Source organism: Bacteroides sp., assembly GCF_019417265.1.
In the GTDB taxonomy this organism is placed as follows: domain Bacteria; phylum Bacteroidota; class Bacteroidia; order Bacteroidales; family Bacteroidaceae; genus Phocaeicola.
Map to the genome: position 1 here is coordinate 1 of NZ_DXVR01000012.1, position 17,879 is coordinate 17,879.

Below are 17,879 nucleotides of genomic sequence, written 5' to 3' on the forward strand. Positions count from 1 at the left end.
TATTGTAATATTACAAATTTATGATTTATGTAAATTGATTTTTCGATATAAAAGAAAAATATAAATCAGCAAAACTAACAACATATTGATAACAAACACTTTAGTCATTAGCAATATGATGAAAAATATAAATATTTTCAATGTCTGAAAGTTCTTGTTTAACCCATATGAATTTGTATCTTTGCATTAAAGATATATTTTTGCAATCACTTAAAATTAATGACGATGAAAAACTTTTTTATATCACTTATTTATATTTTCTTTTTACCGACTATGATTGTCGCAAAAAGCGACAACGAGAATTTACTGAAAGAACTCGACGAAGTTATTTCAAACAAGAAGTATTACCATAAACTGCGTGAGGACAAAATATCACATTTAAAAGACAGTTTAAGGAAATCGGGCGATGTAAAAGAGAAATACGATCTTTGTGGAGCTTTGTTCTATGAATATCTGCACTATCAGGCAGATTCTTCCTTATACTATATAAATATGAAACACAGCTATTTTCCACAAATGAACAAGCCGGAACTGGAAGATGAAATTCTCATCAACCGGGCCGAAGTTTTTGGAGTGATGGGTATGTATAATGAAGCTGAAATAGAGTTGGATAAAGTAGATTTACATAATATAACCAATCCAGGACTAATAGGATATTACTACAGAACGAGAAGGGCATGCTACGGCTGGTTGGCAGACTATACTGCAGATGACAAAGCAAGCCGATATTATAAAAAAATGACAGACGCATACAGAGACTCCATTTCAATGATGAACATATCAAATGCCGATACAAATATAAACCAGGCGGAAAGATTTATTATTAAAGGTGAGTACCTTAAGGCAATAGAGCTGCTCATGCACTGTATGGAATCATCACATGACATAAAACGTAATGTATATGCCTATTATACCTTATCACAAGCATACGAAGCATTAGGAGATACTCTTAACCAAATAAAATATCTTACAATAACGGCCATAATGGATATAAAAATGGCTGAATGCGAATATGCGTCATTGCAAAAACTTGCATATATAATATACCAACAGGGAGACATTGAAAGAGCTTACAGATATCTTACATGTTCTATGGAGGATGCAGTAGCCGCAAATGCAAGGCTTCGTTTCCTTGAGGTAACACAAATATATCCTATCATAGACAAAGCTTATAAGAAGAAAGAGGCTGAAAAGAAAAAAGATATAAGACGATTATTGATTGGAATAAGTATTCTTGCCTTCCTGCTGATAATAGCTACTTTCTACCTCTACTATTGGATGAAAAAACTTTCGGTTATGAGAAGAAACTTATATCATGCCAACAAAAAACTGGTAGAAGCAAACAGAAACCTGGCACAAACGGGTAAAATCAAAGAAGTGTATATTGCAAAATACCTGGACAGATGCGTCATATATCTTGAAAAGTTAGAACAATACAGACGCTCATTGGAAAAACTTGCAATGGCATCGAAAATAGACCAGCTTTTCAAGGCTATAAGGTCTGAAGAGTTTCTGCGCGATGAAAGAAAGATGTTCTACGATGAATTCGACAGGTCTTTCCTTGATTTGTTTCCGAACTTTGTGGAAGATTTCAACAATCTGCTTACAGATGATGCCGGAATATATCCCAAAAAGGATGAACATCTGAACACAGAACTGAGAATTTTTGCTCTTATCAGGCTGGGAGTTACAGATGCAAACCGTATTGCACACTTCCTTGGCTATTCTCTGGCTACCGTATATAATTACAGAAGCAAGATAAGAAACAAGGCTAAAGGGAACAAAGACAATTTTGAACAGGACGTAATGAATCTGTAAGGTGAGTTATTAGTTGTTGGTTCTTAGTTATTAGAGTCATACGGATAAATTATATAAACTAAAAATACATTCACCATGAAAAAAATACCTGATTTAAGTTTCTGGAAGCTATGGAACATCAGCTTCGGATTTTTCGGCGTGCAGATAGCCTACGCATTGCAAAGCGCAAATATCAGCAGAATATTCTCCACCCTCGGAGCTGATCCTCACAGTCTGAGCTACTTCTGGATACTACCTCCCCTGGCAGGAATAATCGTACAACCTATTATAGGAGCATTGAGCGACAAGACATGGTGCCGTTTCGGACGACGTATCCCATACCTCTTCGTTGGAGCACTCATAGCAGTCCTTGTAATGTGTCTGTTGCCTAATGCCGGCAGTTTCGGAATGTCTGTATCAGCCGCTATGATATTCGGTCTGTTCTCTCTTATGTTTCTTGACACTTCCATAAACATAGCAATGCAGCCATTCAAAATGATGGTTGGCGATATGGTAAACGAAAAACAGAAAGGTCTGGCATACTCTATACAGAGCTTCCTATGCAATGCAGGCAGCCTGGCCGGATATCTCTTCCCGTTCATCTTTGCAGCAATTGGAATAAGCAATATTGCACCTAAAGGCGTTATCCCTGATTCTGTGATATATTCTTTCTATATAGGAGCAGCAATACTTATCATATGTGTGATATATACCACTGCGAAAGTAAAGGAATATCCACCTGAGCTGTATGCCGAATATCACGGAATAACAAAGGAAGCGAAAGAAGAAAAATCCAACATATTCTCTCTATTGGTAAAAGCTCCTAAAGCATTCTGGACAGTCGGTTTGGTACAATTCTTCTGCTGGGCTGCATTTATGTTTATGTGGACATACACAAACGGAACTGTAGCTGCAGGTGTTTTCAACACACCTTCTGTAGAAGTAATTAAGGATGGTATCTCGCATATGGTACTTGACACACAGTCTGTCCAATATCAGAATGCCGGCGACTGGGTAGGCATACTGTTTGCCGTACAGGCTGTAGGCTCTGTTCTTTGGGCTATGGTATTACCACTGTTCAAGAGCCGCAAATTCGCCTATGCATTAAGTCTGATATTGGGAGGCGTGGGCTTTATTTCCACAATGTTCATACACGACCAGTACGGACTGTTCGTCTCATTCCTTCTTATCGGTTGCGCCTGGGCCGCAATGCTTGCATTACCTTTCACAATTCTGACTAATGCATTGACCGGAGGACATATGGGTACTTATCTCGGACTTTTCAACTGTACGATATGCGTTCCACAGATAATAGCAGCAGTGGTTGGGGGATGGATTCTCAAAATATTCACTACTCCGGGAAGCGTACCGCCGGAAGTTAACATGCTTGTACTGGCCGGAGTACTACTCATCACAGGTGCATTATGTGTAGGAATAATCAAAGAGAAAGAAGCGGAATAATAACTTAGTGAACGGGCGCTGAACGCCAAGTGAACGATATTCGAACGGACTTCGAACGAGCTTCGAAGTCCGTTCGTCCGGTATTAAAACTGCATCTAAATGATGTTTAAACAGTTTTTAAATACTATTTAAATGGTATTTAAAACTCGTTTAGCAGACGTTCACTGAGTGTTCGGCAGCCGTTCAGCAGCTTAAACTTTTATCAACTTCAACAACGATAATTTTGCCAAAAAGACAAAACTGTTTACCTTTGCCGAGGAACATTATTTTTACAAAATGAATATACTTGGAAAATTATTATCCGGCTCGCTTATTTTAATCTATGCTGCATCTGTTACCGCTTGTGGCAGCAGCAAAAAAAGCGATACTTCAATCAGCAAAGAAGAATCTGCCCCCAGTGTACAGGTTCCTATATTCAATGCCGACAGTGCATACAGTTATGTCAAGGCTCAGGTAGATTTCGGACCTCGTGTTCCAAACACAAAAGCTCATATAGAATGCGGAGAATATCTTGCTTCCGAGCTTGAACGATTCGGAGCAAAGGTATATAATCAGAATGTAGACCTTGCAGCCTACGACGGAACACTGCTCAAAGCACGCAACATCATAGGTGCATATAACCCTGAAGCTAAAAAAAGAGTGATTCTGTTTGCCCATTGGGACAGCCGTCCATATGCCGACAGTGACGAAGAAAAATATCACCATACAGCCATAGACGGTGCCAATGACGGTGCGAGCGGCGTAGGAGTACTGCTTGAGATAGCAAGACAGATTCAGATACAATCTCCTGTAATAGGTATCGACATTGCCTTTTTCGATGCAGAGGATTACGGTATTCCGGAGTTCTATCAAGGAAACTATAAGTCAGATACATGGTGTCTCGGTTCACAGTACTGGGGTAGAATTCCTCACGTATCGAACTACAAGGCACGCTACGGAATACTTCTCGACATGGTGGGAGGTAAAAACGCTACTTTCTACTATGAAGGTTATTCACAACGTACGGCAAACAACGTAATGAAAAAGATATGGAATGCTGCACATGAACTTGGCTACAGCAATATGTTTATCAAGGAAAAAGGTGGAGAAATAACAGACGACCATATCTACGTGAACCGATACAGGCAGATTCCTTGTGTAGATATTATACATTACGATGTAAACAGTCATACAGGATTCAACCCTACATGGCATACCATAGATGATACAATGGAGAATATAGACCGTGCAACTTTACAGGCCGTAGGACAGACTGTACTTCAGGTGATTTACAACGAGAAATAACATAAAAAGCAAAATAACGATGAAAACAATAAACGAACTTCAGGACGAAGTAATAGAAGAGTTCAGTGATTTTGAAGACTGGATGGACAAGTACCAGCTTTTGATAGATCTTGGAAACGAACAGAAGCCGCTCAATCCGGAATACAAGACAGACCGGAACCTTATAGACGGTTGCCAAAGCCGTGTATGGCTTCAGGCTGACATGGAAGACGGAAAGATAATATTCCGGGCAGAAAGCGATGCCTTAATTGTAAAAGGTATAATTGCACTGCTAATAAAAGTGGTATCAGGACATACTCCTGATGAAATTCTAAAATCAGAACTTTACTTTATTGAAAAAATAGGATTGAAAGAACATCTTTCGCCTACACGCAGTAATGGTCTGCTTGCAATGGTGAAACAGATGCGCATGTACGCATTGGCTTTCAAGGCTAAAAATTCATAAGAAACCGCACATACTAAAAGAAACGCCATGTTCCGTTAGAAATGGCGTTTCATTAGTATAAAAAAGACAAGTGTATTATTCAGGCATTACAGGATACAGCGTCCTGCCGTTATTACCGACCGGATATAAAGCCCCCTCAAGCTTAAGTCTTTCAATCATCATCCTGCACATTTCATTCAGCTTTTCAGGATTATCCAAAGCAAGATCAGTTTTTTCATACGGGTCTTCTTTCAGATTATAAAGTCTATATGAAGGTACTCCATCCTTATCCGGATTATAGTAATAAATAATCTTCCAGTCACCCTTACGATAAGTTGAAAAATAACTGCCTCTATGATTATGAGGAAAATGAATAAGTACATCGTCTCTTCTGTGCTTATCTTTTTTCCCGGCAAAAAGTTTGGTCATACTGCTACCGTCAAGAACATAATCTTTCGGAACACTTACTCCTGCAACGGCCAGCACAGTAGGATATATATCCATAACAGTACCAAACTGAGTCTGTACATAATTTTCGGCAATAGGAAATCTCTTCTGGAACTTGTTTGACTTGTCTTGCTTACACCATGAAGCAATAAACGGGACTCGCACTCCACCTTCATATTCGGCTCCTTTCTTTCCTTTTAGCGGAGCTGATGAACCATAATCTGCTGCTCCACCTAACGGAGCATCCCCACCATTGTCTCCGAGAAATATTATCATTGTGTTTTCAGCGATTCCCATTTTTTCGAGATTGTCCATAATATCACCCAACGATTTGTCCATTCCTTCTATAAGAGTGGCAAAGGCACGGGCATCGTCTTTTTTCTCTCCCTTAGGATAATTGTTTATAAAACGCTCGTCTGTTTCGAATGGAGTATGGACAGCATAATGGGCAAGATTCAGATAAAACGGTTTTCCTTCCGATACAGCCTTCTTTACTTCTTTCATGGCTTCAAGAGTAAGCGCGTCAGAAAGGAAAGTATTTGTTCCGTGATACTGTTCGAGGTCAGGAACAGCCCTTGCCCTCTGTCCCTTTATCCATCCGTAGCCATTCTCTCCATGATAACTTCCCGGATGACCAATGGCAGAACCGGCTATATTTACATCAAAACCTATATTACGTGGATTTTCTCCGAAACTGTCATTACATCCAAAATGCGCTTTTCCTACATGAATAGTCTTATAACCGGCCGATTTCAACAATGCCGGATATGTAATATCGGAAGAACGCAACCCTTTCCAATTCCATTCATACGGTCCGAACTCATCCCTGTTGTTGTTTTCTGCATTAATCCAGTTTGTAGTACGATGACGGGCGGCATTCTGCCCGGTCATAATTGAAGTCCGCGAAGGTGAACTTACGCTTTGTGCATAGAATGTAGAAAAGCGTACTCCCCGATTCGCAAGTCTCTCCATATTCGGAGTACGATACCAATCATTCAACGGTTGCGGCATTACGTTCCCCGTCGCATCGGTAATAAACGGTACGGAAGTATCCATCACTCCCATATCATCAACTAAAAATACTATGATATTTGGTTTGTCCTGTGCAGACAAAGCTGAAAAAGCAGATAATGTGATTATTTGTGCACTAATTCTTTTCATAGGTATTATTCTTTAAATGTTTCTTATCGTCATATACAAAGATAGTTCTTTTATTCATATGACAAGAAAAAAAAGCAACATTTATGAACATTTTATAAAATAAGCACAAAACAACGCTTCGGTAAACAAAGCAATCAAACACTTAAAAATCAAAGACTTTAGGAACTTTACAGGAAACGGGACATCATATTGTTCGGAGGCAAGTGAGGATATGGCCCCGAAACAAACAGTGTCATATATTCAAAGTCCAAGATAATTCTTTGCGTTATTATAACATATATCTTCTATCATAGACATTATCCTGCACATTTCCGATTCGGGAAGTAATCCGTTATCAACATCACAGCCTATCATATTACACAATATTCTGCGGAAATATTCATGACGAGGATATGAAAGAAACGAACGAGAGTCTGTAAGCATACCTACAAAACGGCTTAAAAGTCCCTGTTCAGACAAAGCATTCATCTGGCGAAGCATTCCTCCCATCTGGTCGTTGAACCACCAGCCTGAACCGAACTGCATCTTGCCCGGCACACTTCCATCCTGATAGTTGGCTATCATTGCAGCCACCATATCATTCTCCGACGGATTAATATTATAGAGTATAGTCTTTGCCAGTTTACCTTCTGAGTTCAGGCGGTCAAATATCTTAACCATAGCCTCAGCACATCTGAAATCGCCGATAGTATCAAAGCCTGTATCCGGACCAAGCTTTGCCATCATTTTCGAGTTCGTATTACGTAGTGGCCCGTAATGATACTGCTGTGTCCATCCAGCCTCTGCATTCATCTCGGAAAGGATAATCAACAGAGCTGACTGATATTTTGTTTTTTCTTCCTTAGTCAATTCATTACCGCCATATACCTTGTCGAATATCGCTGATATCTCAGCCATAGTATAATCAGCAGCAGGTATATCAGCAAGCCCGTGGTCGGCAAGTTTACATCCGTGGTCGGCAAAATACTGATGACGCACTTTCAAAGCCTCAACCAAATCATCAAACTTGGAGATTGTCACTCCACTTGCCCGTGAAAGCTTTTCAAGATATGCCCTGTATTCGGCCGCTGTAGTGACATTCATGGCCTTGTCCGGTCGCCATGTAGGAAGGACTTTCACCTCAAAACCGGAATCAGCAATAGCTTTATGGTATTCAAGTGTATCAACCGGGTCGTCAGTTGTACATACAGACTCTACATTATATCTTCTCATCAGTCCACGAGCCGAGTATTCAGGAGTAGCAAGCAGTTCATTACATTTATCGTATATCCTTTTTGCCGATGCAGGATTCAAGGTTTCACATATACCGAAAGCTGTTTTCAATTCAAGATGAGTCCAGTGATAAAGCGGATTGCGCAATGTATATGGAACTGTTTCTGCCCATTTCTCGAATTTCTCCCAGTCGGAAGTTTCCTTACCTGTGATATACTTTTCATCTACCCCATTTGCACGCATCGCACGCCATTTATAATGATCGCCGCCAAGCCATATCTCTGTAATGGAACTGAATTTATAATCATCTGCAATCATCTTCGGATTAAGATGGCAGTGATAATCTATGATAGGCATCTTTTCCGCGTGTTCGTGATACAGCATCTTTGCCACATCACTTTGAAGAAGGAAATCTTCGTTTATAAAATCTTTCATACTACAATTATCAAATTTCAATTATCTTATATTTCGGAACAAGTATCTTTATCATTATCCAGCTGAACAGATAAGCTACTGAAGCTATAAGGAACACTATCATATAGCCGGCATGGATGCCTTCGAATCCCATGAAAGCCATATTTGTTTCCTTTGAATAAGTAAACAGGATACCTGAGCCCTGATTGAACAGCAAGCTGCCGATACCACCGGCCATACCACCGATACCTGTAACTGTTGCTACAGCCGATTTAGGGAACATATCGCTCACTACAGTATAAGTATTGGCACTCCAGCTCTGATGCGCTGCACCTATTATACCTATTATAATTATAGGGAACCAGCAGGATATATTTCCGAGCGGCTGTGCAAAAAGCCCGAGCAATGGGAACAAAGAGAAGATGAACATGGCACGCATACGTCCTGCGAATGGATTCATGCCAAGGCGTGTGATAAACACCGTAGGAAGATAACCGCCAATAATGGAAAGCATTGATATAAGATAAAGAGTAAAGATAAGCAGCATACCCATAGTAGAATCGGAGCTGTATCCGTAAACATCTTTCACATAAGCAGGTGCCCAAAAAAGGAAGAACCACCACACACCGTCAGGAAGACAACGTCCGAATATAACTGCCCAGGTCTGACGGAAAGTGAAACACTTCCACAGGCTGATACCCTTCTCCTTTTTCTCTTCTGTTGCAAGCTTTGCAGTCTCAGAAGCTTCTGTCAGACGATCCTGCTCGATATATTCCAGTTCTGCCTTGTTGACTTTCTTCTGCTTTGACGGAGTTTCATACATTCTTACCCAAAATCCCATCCAGAAGAAACCTAAAGCACCGATGATAAGGAATGACATTTCCCAACCCATATAACGTGCTATGACAGGAATGGTGAAAGGCGCGAGCAAGGCACCAAGCTGTGCTCCGGCATTGAACACACTTGTAGCGAAAGCACGGTCTTTCTTCGGGAAATATTCGGCTGTAACCTTGATGGCACAAGGGAAGTTACCTGACTCTCCTACTGCCAGTATGGAACGTGCGGCAAGGAAAAGCCATATACTTACGGTCGATACACTCCATATCACTGTACCTGCTGTTTCGGCAGCTTCGATAGCCTCACGCGCACCTTCAAAAGTGAAAGCCCATGTGCCTGTAGATATTCCGGCAGTAAGTATTCCGCAGAAAGTATGAAGACAGGCACCTACAGACCATATTCCAATAGCCCATAAATAGCCTTTTTTAGTACCAATCTTATCAACAAACTTTCCTACGAAAAGCATACTTACAGAATACAGTATTGAGAAGAAACCGGCGATAGTTCCGTAATTGGCATCAGTCCAGTTAAATTCAGGAGCAATAAAGTCCTTCCAAGTAAGAGAAAGAACCTGTCGGTCCATATAGTTTATCGTTGTGGCGATGAACAGCATAAGGCATATCGTCCAGCGATAATTTGTCATTTTCGTTCTATTATCTTGTGAATTCATGGCATTCCGTTTTTCAGTTCATCTTCTACCACAGCCATCATACCTTCCACCTGTCCTAAGGCAAGCATACGCCCATGGAACGAATATCCGGCATTATATCCTTTGTCTTCGTCGCCAAGCATCATACGGCCATGGTCAACACGCATAGGCAATCCAGGATTTTCCTTTTCGAAAATTCTGATAAGGTCAATCAGATGTCCGCGACCTGACAAATGTGTACTCTCGATAAAGTTACCGCCTGGCATAGCTGCCGTACTGCGCAAATGTACGAAGTGTGTACGTTTGGCAAACTTCTTTGCAAGTTCACGTGTATCGTTATGCTCGCCTGCGCTTAATGAACCAGCACAGAAAGTCAATCCATTGTGAGGATTGTCTACTGCATTGAGGAACCATGCTATATCCTCTTCGTTTGTAACGATACGAGGCAATCCGAGAATCTGGAAAGGAGGGTCATCCGGATGAACACACATGTTTACACCGTATTCCTCGCACACAGGCATAATAGCAGCAAGGAAGTAACGCATGTTTTCGCGCAATGCATCACGGTCTATACCTTCATAAAGTGAAAGCAGACGCTTGAATATAGCTACAGGGTTCTTGTCTCCTTCGCGGATATTTCCGTTTACGAATCCCTGAGTTTTAACTATGATAGCGTCGATAAGCTCATCTTTTTCAGCTTCTGTGATAACCTTGTCGAGTTCTTCCACCTTGCGGAGTTCTTCTTCAGAATAGTCTTTCTCCGCTCCTTCGCGCTGAAGAATCTTTACGTCGAAATATGCAAAACGTACCCTGTCGTAATACAACGAGCTTGTACCGTCTGCCCATGGATGCTGCAAGTCTGTTCTCACCCAGTCGATTACCGGCATGAAATTGTAGCATACTGTCTTTACACCGCACTTACCAAGATTGGCAAGGCTGACTTTATAGTTTTCAATCAGCCGGTCGCGTTCAGAACCTGCATATTTGATAGCTTCGCATACAGGAAGACTTTCCACTACCGACCATCTCAATCCGTATGACTCGATATACGATTTCAAGTCGTTGATAGCCTCTACAGTCCAAATCTCACCGTTTGGAACATCATGCAAAGCTGTCACTATTCCTTCTACTCCTATCTGACGCAGCATGGAAAGAGTAATCTTATCCTTCTTTCCAAACCATCTCCAAGTTTTTTCCATCATAATGTATAGAATTTATATCTAAAAACTAAGAACTAAAAACTCACATCATACTCCACTGAATGCACTGAAACCACCGTCGATAGCCAATGTTGCACCGGTGATAAAGCTTGCGGCATTGCTGCAAAGGAACTGAACGGCACCATTCAATTCTGAGATATCTCCGAATCTCCTCATAGGAGTCTTGGCAATTACTTTCTGACTGCGTTCAGTAAGCGAGCCGTCAGGGTTAATAAGCACGGCACGGTTCTGGTTTCCGATGAAGAATCCCGGAGCAATAGCATTTACACGAATCTTATCACTGAATTTGATAGCCATTTCCTGAGCCATCCAACGAGTAAAGTTTTCAACCCCACTCTTTGCCATAGAATATCCCGGAACGCGTGTAAGAGATTCGTATGCAGCCATTGATGAAACATTCACTATGGCTCCACTCTGCTGCTTAGCCATAATTTCACCAAAAACAAGGCATGGATATACCGTTCCGTACAGATTAAGGTCAACAACTTTGTTAAGGTCTTCCACCTTCATGTCAAATATATTCTGGTCAACAGTCAGCGTACCGCCGGGAATGTTACCACCGGCAGCATTGATAAGGAAGTCCACACGACCCCATTTTGAAAGTACTGTATCTTTTACAGAACGAAGACTCTCGATGTCAAGCACATTGCATACAGTACCTGCTACATCCCGGCTCACTGCTTTCAGACGTTCCAATGCCGCATCTACCCTGTCCTGATGAGCACCGATGATTATGACTTTAGCACCGGCTTTCAAAAGACCTTCTGCTATATTACTTCCCAAAACGCCGGAACCGCCTGTTACGACGGCTACCTTTCCGGTAATATCAAACATGTTATTCATATATATAAGTTTTAAATTTTTCTTATTGCAAAAATACTATAGAAAGAAACATACGGATATACACAAATTTGCAAGATATTTACTTATATTTGCATTAAAAGTATTTTAAATACATATATAATGAAAAAGATAGTAAACGAACAATTGCATATCTCAAATTCAAACCCCATAAAGGCAAGAAATTATAATTACAAAAAGTTCACTTATCCATGGCACTTTCATAGTGAATTTGAGATAATGTATGTAGAAAAAGGGTTCGGCCACTGCATCATAGGTGACAATATAATAGATTACTCCGACGAGAACTTGCTATTGTTCGGTTCCACACTGCCACATTGCATGCAGAATCCGCCGGAATACGAACACGATGAAAAGCTGAGGGTAAACGGAACGATTATACAGTTTGAGAAGGATTTCATGCAATATTCGTTCACTCATTATGTGCAGTTCATCAACATAAACAACCTACTGAACGAATCAAACAGAGGGGTAAAGATTTCGGTTAAGAACAAACCTGAGATAACATCGCTGCTGAAACGGATACCCGAAACTGAAGGTATGGAGCAGATTATCCTGTTCCTTCAGCTGCTTCAGTCGCTGTCAATGATAAAGAAAAGGGAATTTGCGGCATCGCCGAACTATAATCCTGTACCGGCAGAATTCAAGAACAAGAAGATTGAGAAGGTAGTGGCATATATAAACAAGAAATATACCGACAATATAACACTCGACGAAATAGCATCGTACGCAGCCATGAACCCATCCGCTTTCTGCAGGTATTTCAAGGACAATACGGGAAAAACGCTAAAGCAGTACATCACCGATATGCGAATAGGTTATGCATGCAAACTGCTTGCCGACGACCGTTTCAATATCTCAGAGATAAGCATAGAATGCGGATTCGAATCGGCCGTACATTTCAACAGATGTTTTAAAGGAGTCACAGGAGTTACTCCGACAGAATATAGAAGGAAAATATTGGAGTTGTAGAAACCGTTACACGTACGTGTAACGCGTGGAACACGAACGTGACGCGGGCGGAACACGAACGTGTTACGCGCGTGACACGAACGTGTTACGCTTTCTATTTATAGTCATTTCATCAACTTTTCGGCCAATCCTGCCAATTTCATACTATTCGAACCCTTAATCAGAATCATATACCCCTTCGGCATGTCGGAAGAAAGCACCGAATACACCTCATCGGCATTATTGAAATGCTCAAAAGTATTTACAGTCTTTCCAAATTCCGGACCAACGAGTATCACTCTGTCGAAACCACAGCCGGCAAGCATGTCTGCCACTTTCTGATGTTCCTCAAGGCTTGCTTCGCCAAGCTCTTTCATATCGCCGAGAATCACCATCTTATGTACGGCATCTATCATGCGGAAATTCTCCAATGCGGCAGCCATGGATGTTGGATTTGCATTATAGGCATCTATCACAAAGCGGTTTCCTCCTGCCTCTACCAGCTGCGAACGGTTATTACGTGGCTCGTATGATGAAAGCGCGTGACAGATGGCATCATCATCAACTCCGAAATATCTACCGATAGCAACTGCTGCCAGAGCATTATCTACATTATACGAACCTATCAGGTGAGTCTGCACTTCGTGGACCTTATCTTCCGACTTCCAGCTGAAAGTCAGAAAAGGAGAACATGAAAGGACTTTTCCGGAAACATACAGTCCGTCTTCCGCACCGTAACGGATACATTCCAGTCCTTCGGCTATGGAGTTGAGATAAGGATTTTCATTCTGTATGAAGATTTTTCCACCATTAGCACGAAGATAATCGTACAACTCGCCTTTAGTACGGATAACACCTTCGAAGGAGCCGAATCCTTCAAGATGCGCCTTTCCCACATTGGTTATTATACCATAATCCGGACATGATATGTTTACAAGCGTCTTTATCTCGCCGGGATGGTTCGCTCCCATCTCCACCACTGCCATTTCGTGTTCCGGAGTAAGTTTCAGCAATGTCAGAGGCACTCCGATGTGATTGTTCAGATTGCCCTGTGTGTAAAGTACATTGTATTTCTCTTTCAGAACCGCAGCTATCAGTTCCTTTGTAGTAGTCTTTCCGTTGGTGCCCGTGATACCTATCATCTTAGTGCCCAACTCGCGGCGATGCCATGCAGCCAGCTCCTGCAATGCCTTTAGACAGTCGTCCACAAGAAGAATCCGTCCTTCTACATCGTTGGCATATTCAGCCTCATCAACCACGGCATAGCGGCAGCCGCCTGCTATGGCTTGCGAGGCAAAAGCATTTCCGTTGAAGTTAGCTCCTTTCAGGGCTATGAACATTGAGCCTTCTGTACAATCACGGGTGTCAGTAGTAACTTTTCCGCACTCAAGAAAGTATTTATACAATAGTGAAGTTTCCATTTCTAATTACAATTTAATACGTGGCGCAAAGATAAACGAAAAATCAATCGCAAATCAATAAAAAATAAATTATTGTATGTACATTTGTACCATCATTACGCAAGTATCGAAATGGAAAACAAAATAGCAAAATACATCAATGTGAACGGCTGTCTGATGGACTTGGAACAACCCAGAGTAATGGGAATACTGAACGTCACTCCCGATTCCTTCTATGCCGGAAGCAGAAAACAATCGGAAGAAGATATATTACTGAGGGCCAGACAGATAATCAACGAAGGCGGAGAGATTATAGACATCGGAGCTTACTCTTCAAGACAGGATGCACAACATATCTCTACAGAAGAAGAGGCCTCAAGACTGAAAAAAGCTCTCACCTTATTAAATAAGGAGATGCCGGAAGCAGTGATTTCCGTAGATACATTCCGCGCGGACATAGCAAAGATGTGTGTGGAAGAACACGGTGTGGCAATAATCAACGACATTTCGGCCGGAAGCATGGACGACAGAATGATGCCTGTTGTGGCAAAATTAGGTGTACCATATATAATGATGCATATGAAAGGTACACCGCAGGACATGCAGAAAAATCCTGAATACGATAATGTAGTGAAAGAGGTTCTGTACTATTTCTCAGAAAAAGTACAGAAGATGCGCGACCTCGGTGCAAAAGATATCATCATCGACCCGGGATTCGGTTTCGGTAAGACTGTGGAACATAACTATATGCTTATGGACAAGTTAGAAGAGTTCCGCATATTCGACCTTCCTATCCTGGTTGGAATATCAAGAAAATCAATGATATACAGACTTCTCGGTAATACTCCGGAAGATGCACTGAACGGGACAACCGTACTCAACACCATTTCGCTGATGAAAGGGGCCAACATACTGAGGGTGCATGATGTGAAGGAAGCATACGAGGCGGTGAAGATATATTGCAAGATGGTTGTTGGGTGTTAGTTGTTGGTTTCCATCCGCACGGCTCTAAAAACTAACAACTAAAAACTTAATTATTAATTCTTAATTATTAATTATCAAAATGCCATTCGATTTAAGCATAATAAGTCTGAAAGACATACTGGACATACTGTTAGTTGCATTCATACTGTACAAGACGTACAAGGTTATGAAATCGTCAGGTTCGATAAACATATTTATCGGAATACTGGTTTTCATCATAATCTGGATTATCGTATCTCAGGTATTGCAGATGCGCCTGCTCGGTTCCATATTCGACAAGTTGGTCAGCGTGGGAGTCATAGCTCTGATTGTGCTGTTCCAGGACGAGATAAGGCAATTCCTTCTGACTCTCGGTTCAAGATACCGCACCAACAGCCTGTTCAGGTTTCTGAAAGGAAAGAAATACAACGACAGCGACAAGAATGACATTATGCCTATAGTAATGGCCTGCCTGAGCATGGGTAAGGGAAAAGTGGGAGCCCTCATAGTGCTGGAGAAAGATGTTCCGCTGGACAATATAGTAATGACGGGCGATGTGATAGATGCCAATATCAACCAGCGACTGATAGAAAACATATTCTTCAAGAACAGTCCGCTGCACGACGGGGCAATGATAATAAGCGGCAAGAGAATAAAGGCAGCCGGATGTATTCTCCCCGTATCACATAATCTTAATATTCCCAAGGAATTAGGACTACGCCACCGTGCGGCCTTAGGCGTATCGCAGGAGACAGACGCATTAGCTATTATAGTATCGGAAGAAACAGGCGGTATCTCTATAGCCTACAAAGGTGAGTTCTACCTCAAACTGAATGCCGAGGAGCTGGAAAGAATGCTGACAAACGAATATATCAATCAAGCATAAGGCTCATATAGGGTTTCATATTTCGGAATAACCATGACGGCATATCATTGATATGCATTCTTAAGCACTCTGCATCGGTGACACAATCATGGTTTTCAGTTTTTCTGCATTTACCATCCGAAATAAAATAGATACCGTTATTCTCAGGAATAAGACTATCTCCATAGATTTCAACAATGTGCTTACCTTCCATGCCGTGTGCTACTGCTTCAAGCATACGGTATGCATTTATCACACGAGCCATACCGCAAGGTGAGGGTTTCACTGCCTCGGAAACAGAATAGCGACTGAATATAAAGTTGAGCATTGCAGATTCGGTCTTTGCGTCTATAGCCACCAATTCCCTGATAATCACCTGACTGTCAGAAGCTATAAGTAATGCCAAGGCACAAAGATTGCCTTTTATATCATGTGCTGCCCACGCCTGACCTCCGGAAAGATGAAGGTCGGACAAAACAATCTTCATATCATGCAGAGGATGAAGAATACTTGCAGAATATGTTGATAACTGTTGATTAACAAAGTCTGTAAGCTCCCGGATTTCATTCTCCAACAGGCATAACTCATTGAATATCAACCGGCATTCTGAGTTATCAACAGTTTCGCACATACCTGTTAATAACTTTTCTTCCTGTTGAAAACTTACTCTATAGCCGAATTTAGAATAATACCCGACCAATCCTTCATTGGCCGGTATCAGCAAAGACAGATATTTGCCGTCGGTGTACATTCTCCTGTGCGCCTCGTCAATAAGCTGCGACATCAGACCTCTGGAACGGAAATCGGGATGAGTACATGCTCCTGAAATATAAGCCACCGGTATCACTGTATCCATAAATTGCATAGGATAAGGGATTCGTTGAAGCGCGGACACTACCCTGTCGTTTTCCGTAATGGCACTGTTTATTTCGTCCGTATATCTTGAAGAGAAATACAGATTAACGAATTCGTCCGAATCGTCCGGAAAGCACAGTTTCCAAAGTTCCTTTACCTGTTCCCTCATTTCAACTCCAGTTTATATTTCTCCAAAAGCAGATGCGGCTGATATGAGAGTTTGGCTTTTCTCAGTCCCTCAAGTCCAAGGTCCTCTTCCCTGTTTATGTATATGTACTGTTCGGGAATCATCTTTGCAAACTCATTGTTTATAATTGCATATGCGCCCTCATAGTCAGTATCGGATTTCTCCACACAAGTGTCAAATGTCTCATTATTAACAGGCGCACCATAGGTAAAGCCTACTATCTTTCCGTCCACCATCAACACACCGCCCATAATGTCGAGCTCGTCAAAATAGCGTAATGCGGCATTCATGGATTTCCTTTCGTTCTGCAATGCCTCATCCTCACTACAGTTATTAGCCCTACACCAGATTGATTCAAGCTTAATACATTCCGGTATCAGCTCGCGGGTAAGAGGCTTGAACTCATACCCCGGGTAATTGTTGCGGAACTTGTTTATATGATTGCGCTTGGGCTGAAACTTCTTTCCTACAAGAGTAGCAAGGTCGGAACGCAAATACAGATAATCGGAATAATCGCGGTCCGAAGTGAAGACAAACCTTCCGGGAAAAAGCCTTTCCAGTTCTTCACAATTCTCCTTGCAGACACCATACATCACAAAAGGAATACCTTTCATTCGGGCGTCAGACATAAGTTCCTCCATTACCGGCTTTATATCTCCCTCACCTACAGGCAGCATATATGACAGCTCCCCGTCCACATAAAATCTGAACGACAGGAAACCACCGAACTCGGCAATCTCGGTAAGATAAAGGAAACGCCAACTGTAGAGATTGGCAAATGTCAAATCGCAGTTGCGGCGTTTGCTCTGAAGAGTGTACTTCTGTACCAATAGTTTATCTTCTATATCAAGACGTCTGAAATTCATGGGGAGATATTTTTTGAGAAGTTAG

The 17,879-nt window shown here is 41.6% G+C and carries 15 protein-coding genes; 7 read left to right on the forward strand and 8 right to left on the reverse strand.

What is annotated here, in order from left to right:
- Nucleotides 1-225 precede the first annotated feature (225 nt).
- The 4 genes from QZ379_RS02825 (at nucleotide 226) to QZ379_RS02840 (ending at nucleotide 4,987) form a co-directional block, all read left to right on the forward strand.
- Nucleotides 226-1,818 carry a DUF6377 domain-containing protein gene (locus tag QZ379_RS02825; RefSeq protein ID WP_291558144.1) on the forward strand — a complete coding sequence of 531 codons (1,593 nt, stop codon included), beginning with the start codon at nucleotides 226-228 and terminating at the stop codon, nucleotides 1,816-1,818.
- A gap of 75 nt (nucleotides 1,819-1,893) precedes the next feature.
- Nucleotides 1,894-3,258, forward strand: a complete 1,365-nt coding sequence (locus QZ379_RS02830; RefSeq protein WP_291558146.1) for an MFS transporter — start codon at nucleotides 1,894-1,896, stop codon at nucleotides 3,256-3,258.
- Between the two features lie 276 nt (nucleotides 3,259-3,534).
- A complete protein-coding gene (locus QZ379_RS02835; RefSeq protein ID WP_291558148.1) occupies nucleotides 3,535-4,542 on the forward strand; it encodes a M28 family peptidase in 1,008 nt (335 codons plus the stop codon).
- Between the two features lie 19 nt (nucleotides 4,543-4,561).
- Nucleotides 4,562-4,987: a SufE family protein gene (locus tag QZ379_RS02840; RefSeq protein ID WP_291558150.1), complete on the forward strand. Its 426-nt coding sequence runs from the start codon at nucleotides 4,562-4,564 to the stop codon at nucleotides 4,985-4,987.
- Nucleotides 4,988-5,062: 75 nt separating this feature from the next.
- Here the strand turns inward: QZ379_RS02840 and QZ379_RS02845 are convergent, their stop codons facing one another.
- The 5 genes from QZ379_RS02845 to QZ379_RS02865 form a co-directional block, all read right to left on the reverse strand.
- Nucleotides 5,063-6,574: a sulfatase gene (locus QZ379_RS02845; RefSeq protein WP_291558153.1), complete on the reverse strand. Its 1,512-nt coding sequence runs from the start codon at nucleotides 6,572-6,574 to the stop codon at nucleotides 5,063-5,065.
- 240 nt (nucleotides 6,575-6,814) lie between these two features.
- Nucleotides 6,815-8,221, reverse strand: a complete 1,407-nt coding sequence (uxaC, locus tag QZ379_RS02850; RefSeq protein ID WP_291558156.1) for a glucuronate isomerase — start codon at nucleotides 8,219-8,221, stop codon at nucleotides 6,815-6,817.
- A gap of 10 nt (nucleotides 8,222-8,231) precedes the next feature.
- Nucleotides 8,232-9,707 carry an MFS transporter gene (locus QZ379_RS02855; protein ID WP_291558158.1) on the reverse strand — a complete coding sequence of 492 codons (1,476 nt, stop codon included), beginning with the start codon at nucleotides 9,705-9,707 and terminating at the stop codon, nucleotides 8,232-8,234.
- A complete protein-coding gene (gene uxuA, locus QZ379_RS02860; RefSeq protein ID WP_291558161.1) occupies nucleotides 9,704-10,888 on the reverse strand; it encodes a mannonate dehydratase in 1,185 nt (394 codons plus the stop codon). The genes QZ379_RS02855 and uxuA overlap by 4 nt, the downstream gene beginning before the upstream one ends.
- Before the next feature lie 45 nt (nucleotides 10,889-10,933).
- The gene (locus QZ379_RS02865; RefSeq protein ID WP_291558164.1) at nucleotides 10,934-11,749 is read right to left on the reverse strand and encodes an SDR family oxidoreductase; all 816 of its coding nucleotides are present in this window, start codon (nucleotides 11,747-11,749) and stop codon (nucleotides 10,934-10,936) included.
- Between the two features lie 120 nt (nucleotides 11,750-11,869).
- Between QZ379_RS02865 and QZ379_RS02870 the strand changes: the two genes are divergently transcribed.
- Entirely contained in the window at nucleotides 11,870-12,739 is an 870-nt protein-coding gene (locus tag QZ379_RS02870) for an AraC family transcriptional regulator (RefSeq protein WP_291558167.1), read from the forward strand.
- Nucleotides 12,740-12,843: 104 nt separating this feature from the next.
- Here QZ379_RS02870 and murF read toward each other — a convergent pair whose 3' ends face one another.
- Nucleotides 12,844-14,139 (reverse strand): UDP-N-acetylmuramoyl-tripeptide--D-alanyl-D-alanine ligase, encoded by a 1,296-nt coding sequence (gene murF, locus QZ379_RS02875; RefSeq protein ID WP_291558170.1) that lies wholly within the window; start codon nucleotides 14,137-14,139, stop codon nucleotides 12,844-12,846.
- A 111-nt stretch (nucleotides 14,140-14,250) separates the two neighbouring features.
- Here murF and folP point away from each other — a divergent pair, with 111 nt between their 5' ends.
- Entirely contained in the window at nucleotides 14,251-15,102 is an 852-nt protein-coding gene (folP, locus tag QZ379_RS02880; protein WP_291558173.1) for a dihydropteroate synthase, read from the forward strand.
- 79 nt (nucleotides 15,103-15,181) lie between these two features.
- On the forward strand, nucleotides 15,182-15,967 hold the full coding sequence (cdaA, locus tag QZ379_RS02885) for a diadenylate cyclase CdaA (protein ID WP_291558176.1): 786 nt from the start codon (nucleotides 15,182-15,184) through the stop codon (nucleotides 15,965-15,967).
- Here the strand turns inward: cdaA and QZ379_RS02890 are convergent.
- Both QZ379_RS02890 and QZ379_RS02895 read right to left on the reverse strand, forming a co-directional pair.
- Entirely contained in the window at nucleotides 15,954-16,970 is a 1,017-nt protein-coding gene (locus QZ379_RS02890; RefSeq protein ID WP_291558178.1) for a GNAT family N-acetyltransferase, read from the reverse strand. The two genes, cdaA and QZ379_RS02890, sit on opposite strands and share 14 nt — an antisense overlap.
- Nucleotides 16,967-17,854, reverse strand: a complete 888-nt coding sequence (locus tag QZ379_RS02895) for a DUF2156 domain-containing protein (RefSeq protein ID WP_291558179.1) — start codon at nucleotides 17,852-17,854, stop codon at nucleotides 16,967-16,969. Before QZ379_RS02895 ends, QZ379_RS02890 begins: the two co-directional genes overlap by 4 nt.
- Between the last annotated feature and the right edge of the window lie 25 nt (nucleotides 17,855-17,879).

Bases quoted from the DNA above. Each gene is read 5' to 3' on its own strand.
- QZ379_RS02845 (WP_291558153.1), bottom strand. From the start codon at position 6,574: ATGAAAAGAATTAGTGCACAAATAATCACATTATCTGCTTTTTCAGCT.
- uxaC (WP_291558156.1), bottom strand. From the start codon at position 8,221: ATGAAAGATTTTATAAACGAAGATTTCCTTCTTCAAAGTGATGTGGCA.
- folP (WP_291558173.1), top strand. From the start codon at position 14,251: ATGGAAAACAAAATAGCAAAATACATCAATGTGAACGGCTGTCTGATG.
- QZ379_RS02825 (WP_291558144.1), top strand. From the start codon at position 226: ATGAAAAACTTTTTTATATCACTTATTTATATTTTCTTTTTACCGACT.
- uxuA (WP_291558161.1), bottom strand. From the start codon at position 10,888: ATGATGGAAAAAACTTGGAGATGGTTTGGAAAGAAGGATAAGATTACT.
- QZ379_RS02840 (WP_291558150.1), top strand. From the start codon at position 4,562: ATGAAAACAATAAACGAACTTCAGGACGAAGTAATAGAAGAGTTCAGT.
- QZ379_RS02835 (WP_291558148.1), top strand. From the start codon at position 3,535: ATGAATATACTTGGAAAATTATTATCCGGCTCGCTTATTTTAATCTAT.
- QZ379_RS02895 (WP_291558179.1), bottom strand. From the start codon at position 17,854: ATGAATTTCAGACGTCTTGATATAGAAGATAAACTATTGGTACAGAAG.
- murF (WP_291558170.1), bottom strand. From the start codon at position 14,139: ATGGAAACTTCACTATTGTATAAATACTTTCTTGAGTGCGGAAAAGTT.
- QZ379_RS02890 (WP_291558178.1), bottom strand. From the start codon at position 16,970: ATGAGGGAACAGGTAAAGGAACTTTGGAAACTGTGCTTTCCGGACGAT.
- QZ379_RS02830 (WP_291558146.1), top strand. From the start codon at position 1,894: ATGAAAAAAATACCTGATTTAAGTTTCTGGAAGCTATGGAACATCAGC.
- QZ379_RS02855 (WP_291558158.1), bottom strand. From the start codon at position 9,707: ATGAATTCACAAGATAATAGAACGAAAATGACAAATTATCGCTGGACG.
- QZ379_RS02865 (WP_291558164.1), bottom strand. From the start codon at position 11,749: ATGAATAACATGTTTGATATTACCGGAAAGGTAGCCGTCGTAACAGGC.
- QZ379_RS02870 (WP_291558167.1), top strand. From the start codon at position 11,870: ATGAAAAAGATAGTAAACGAACAATTGCATATCTCAAATTCAAACCCC.
- cdaA (WP_291558176.1), top strand. From the start codon at position 15,182: ATGCCATTCGATTTAAGCATAATAAGTCTGAAAGACATACTGGACATA.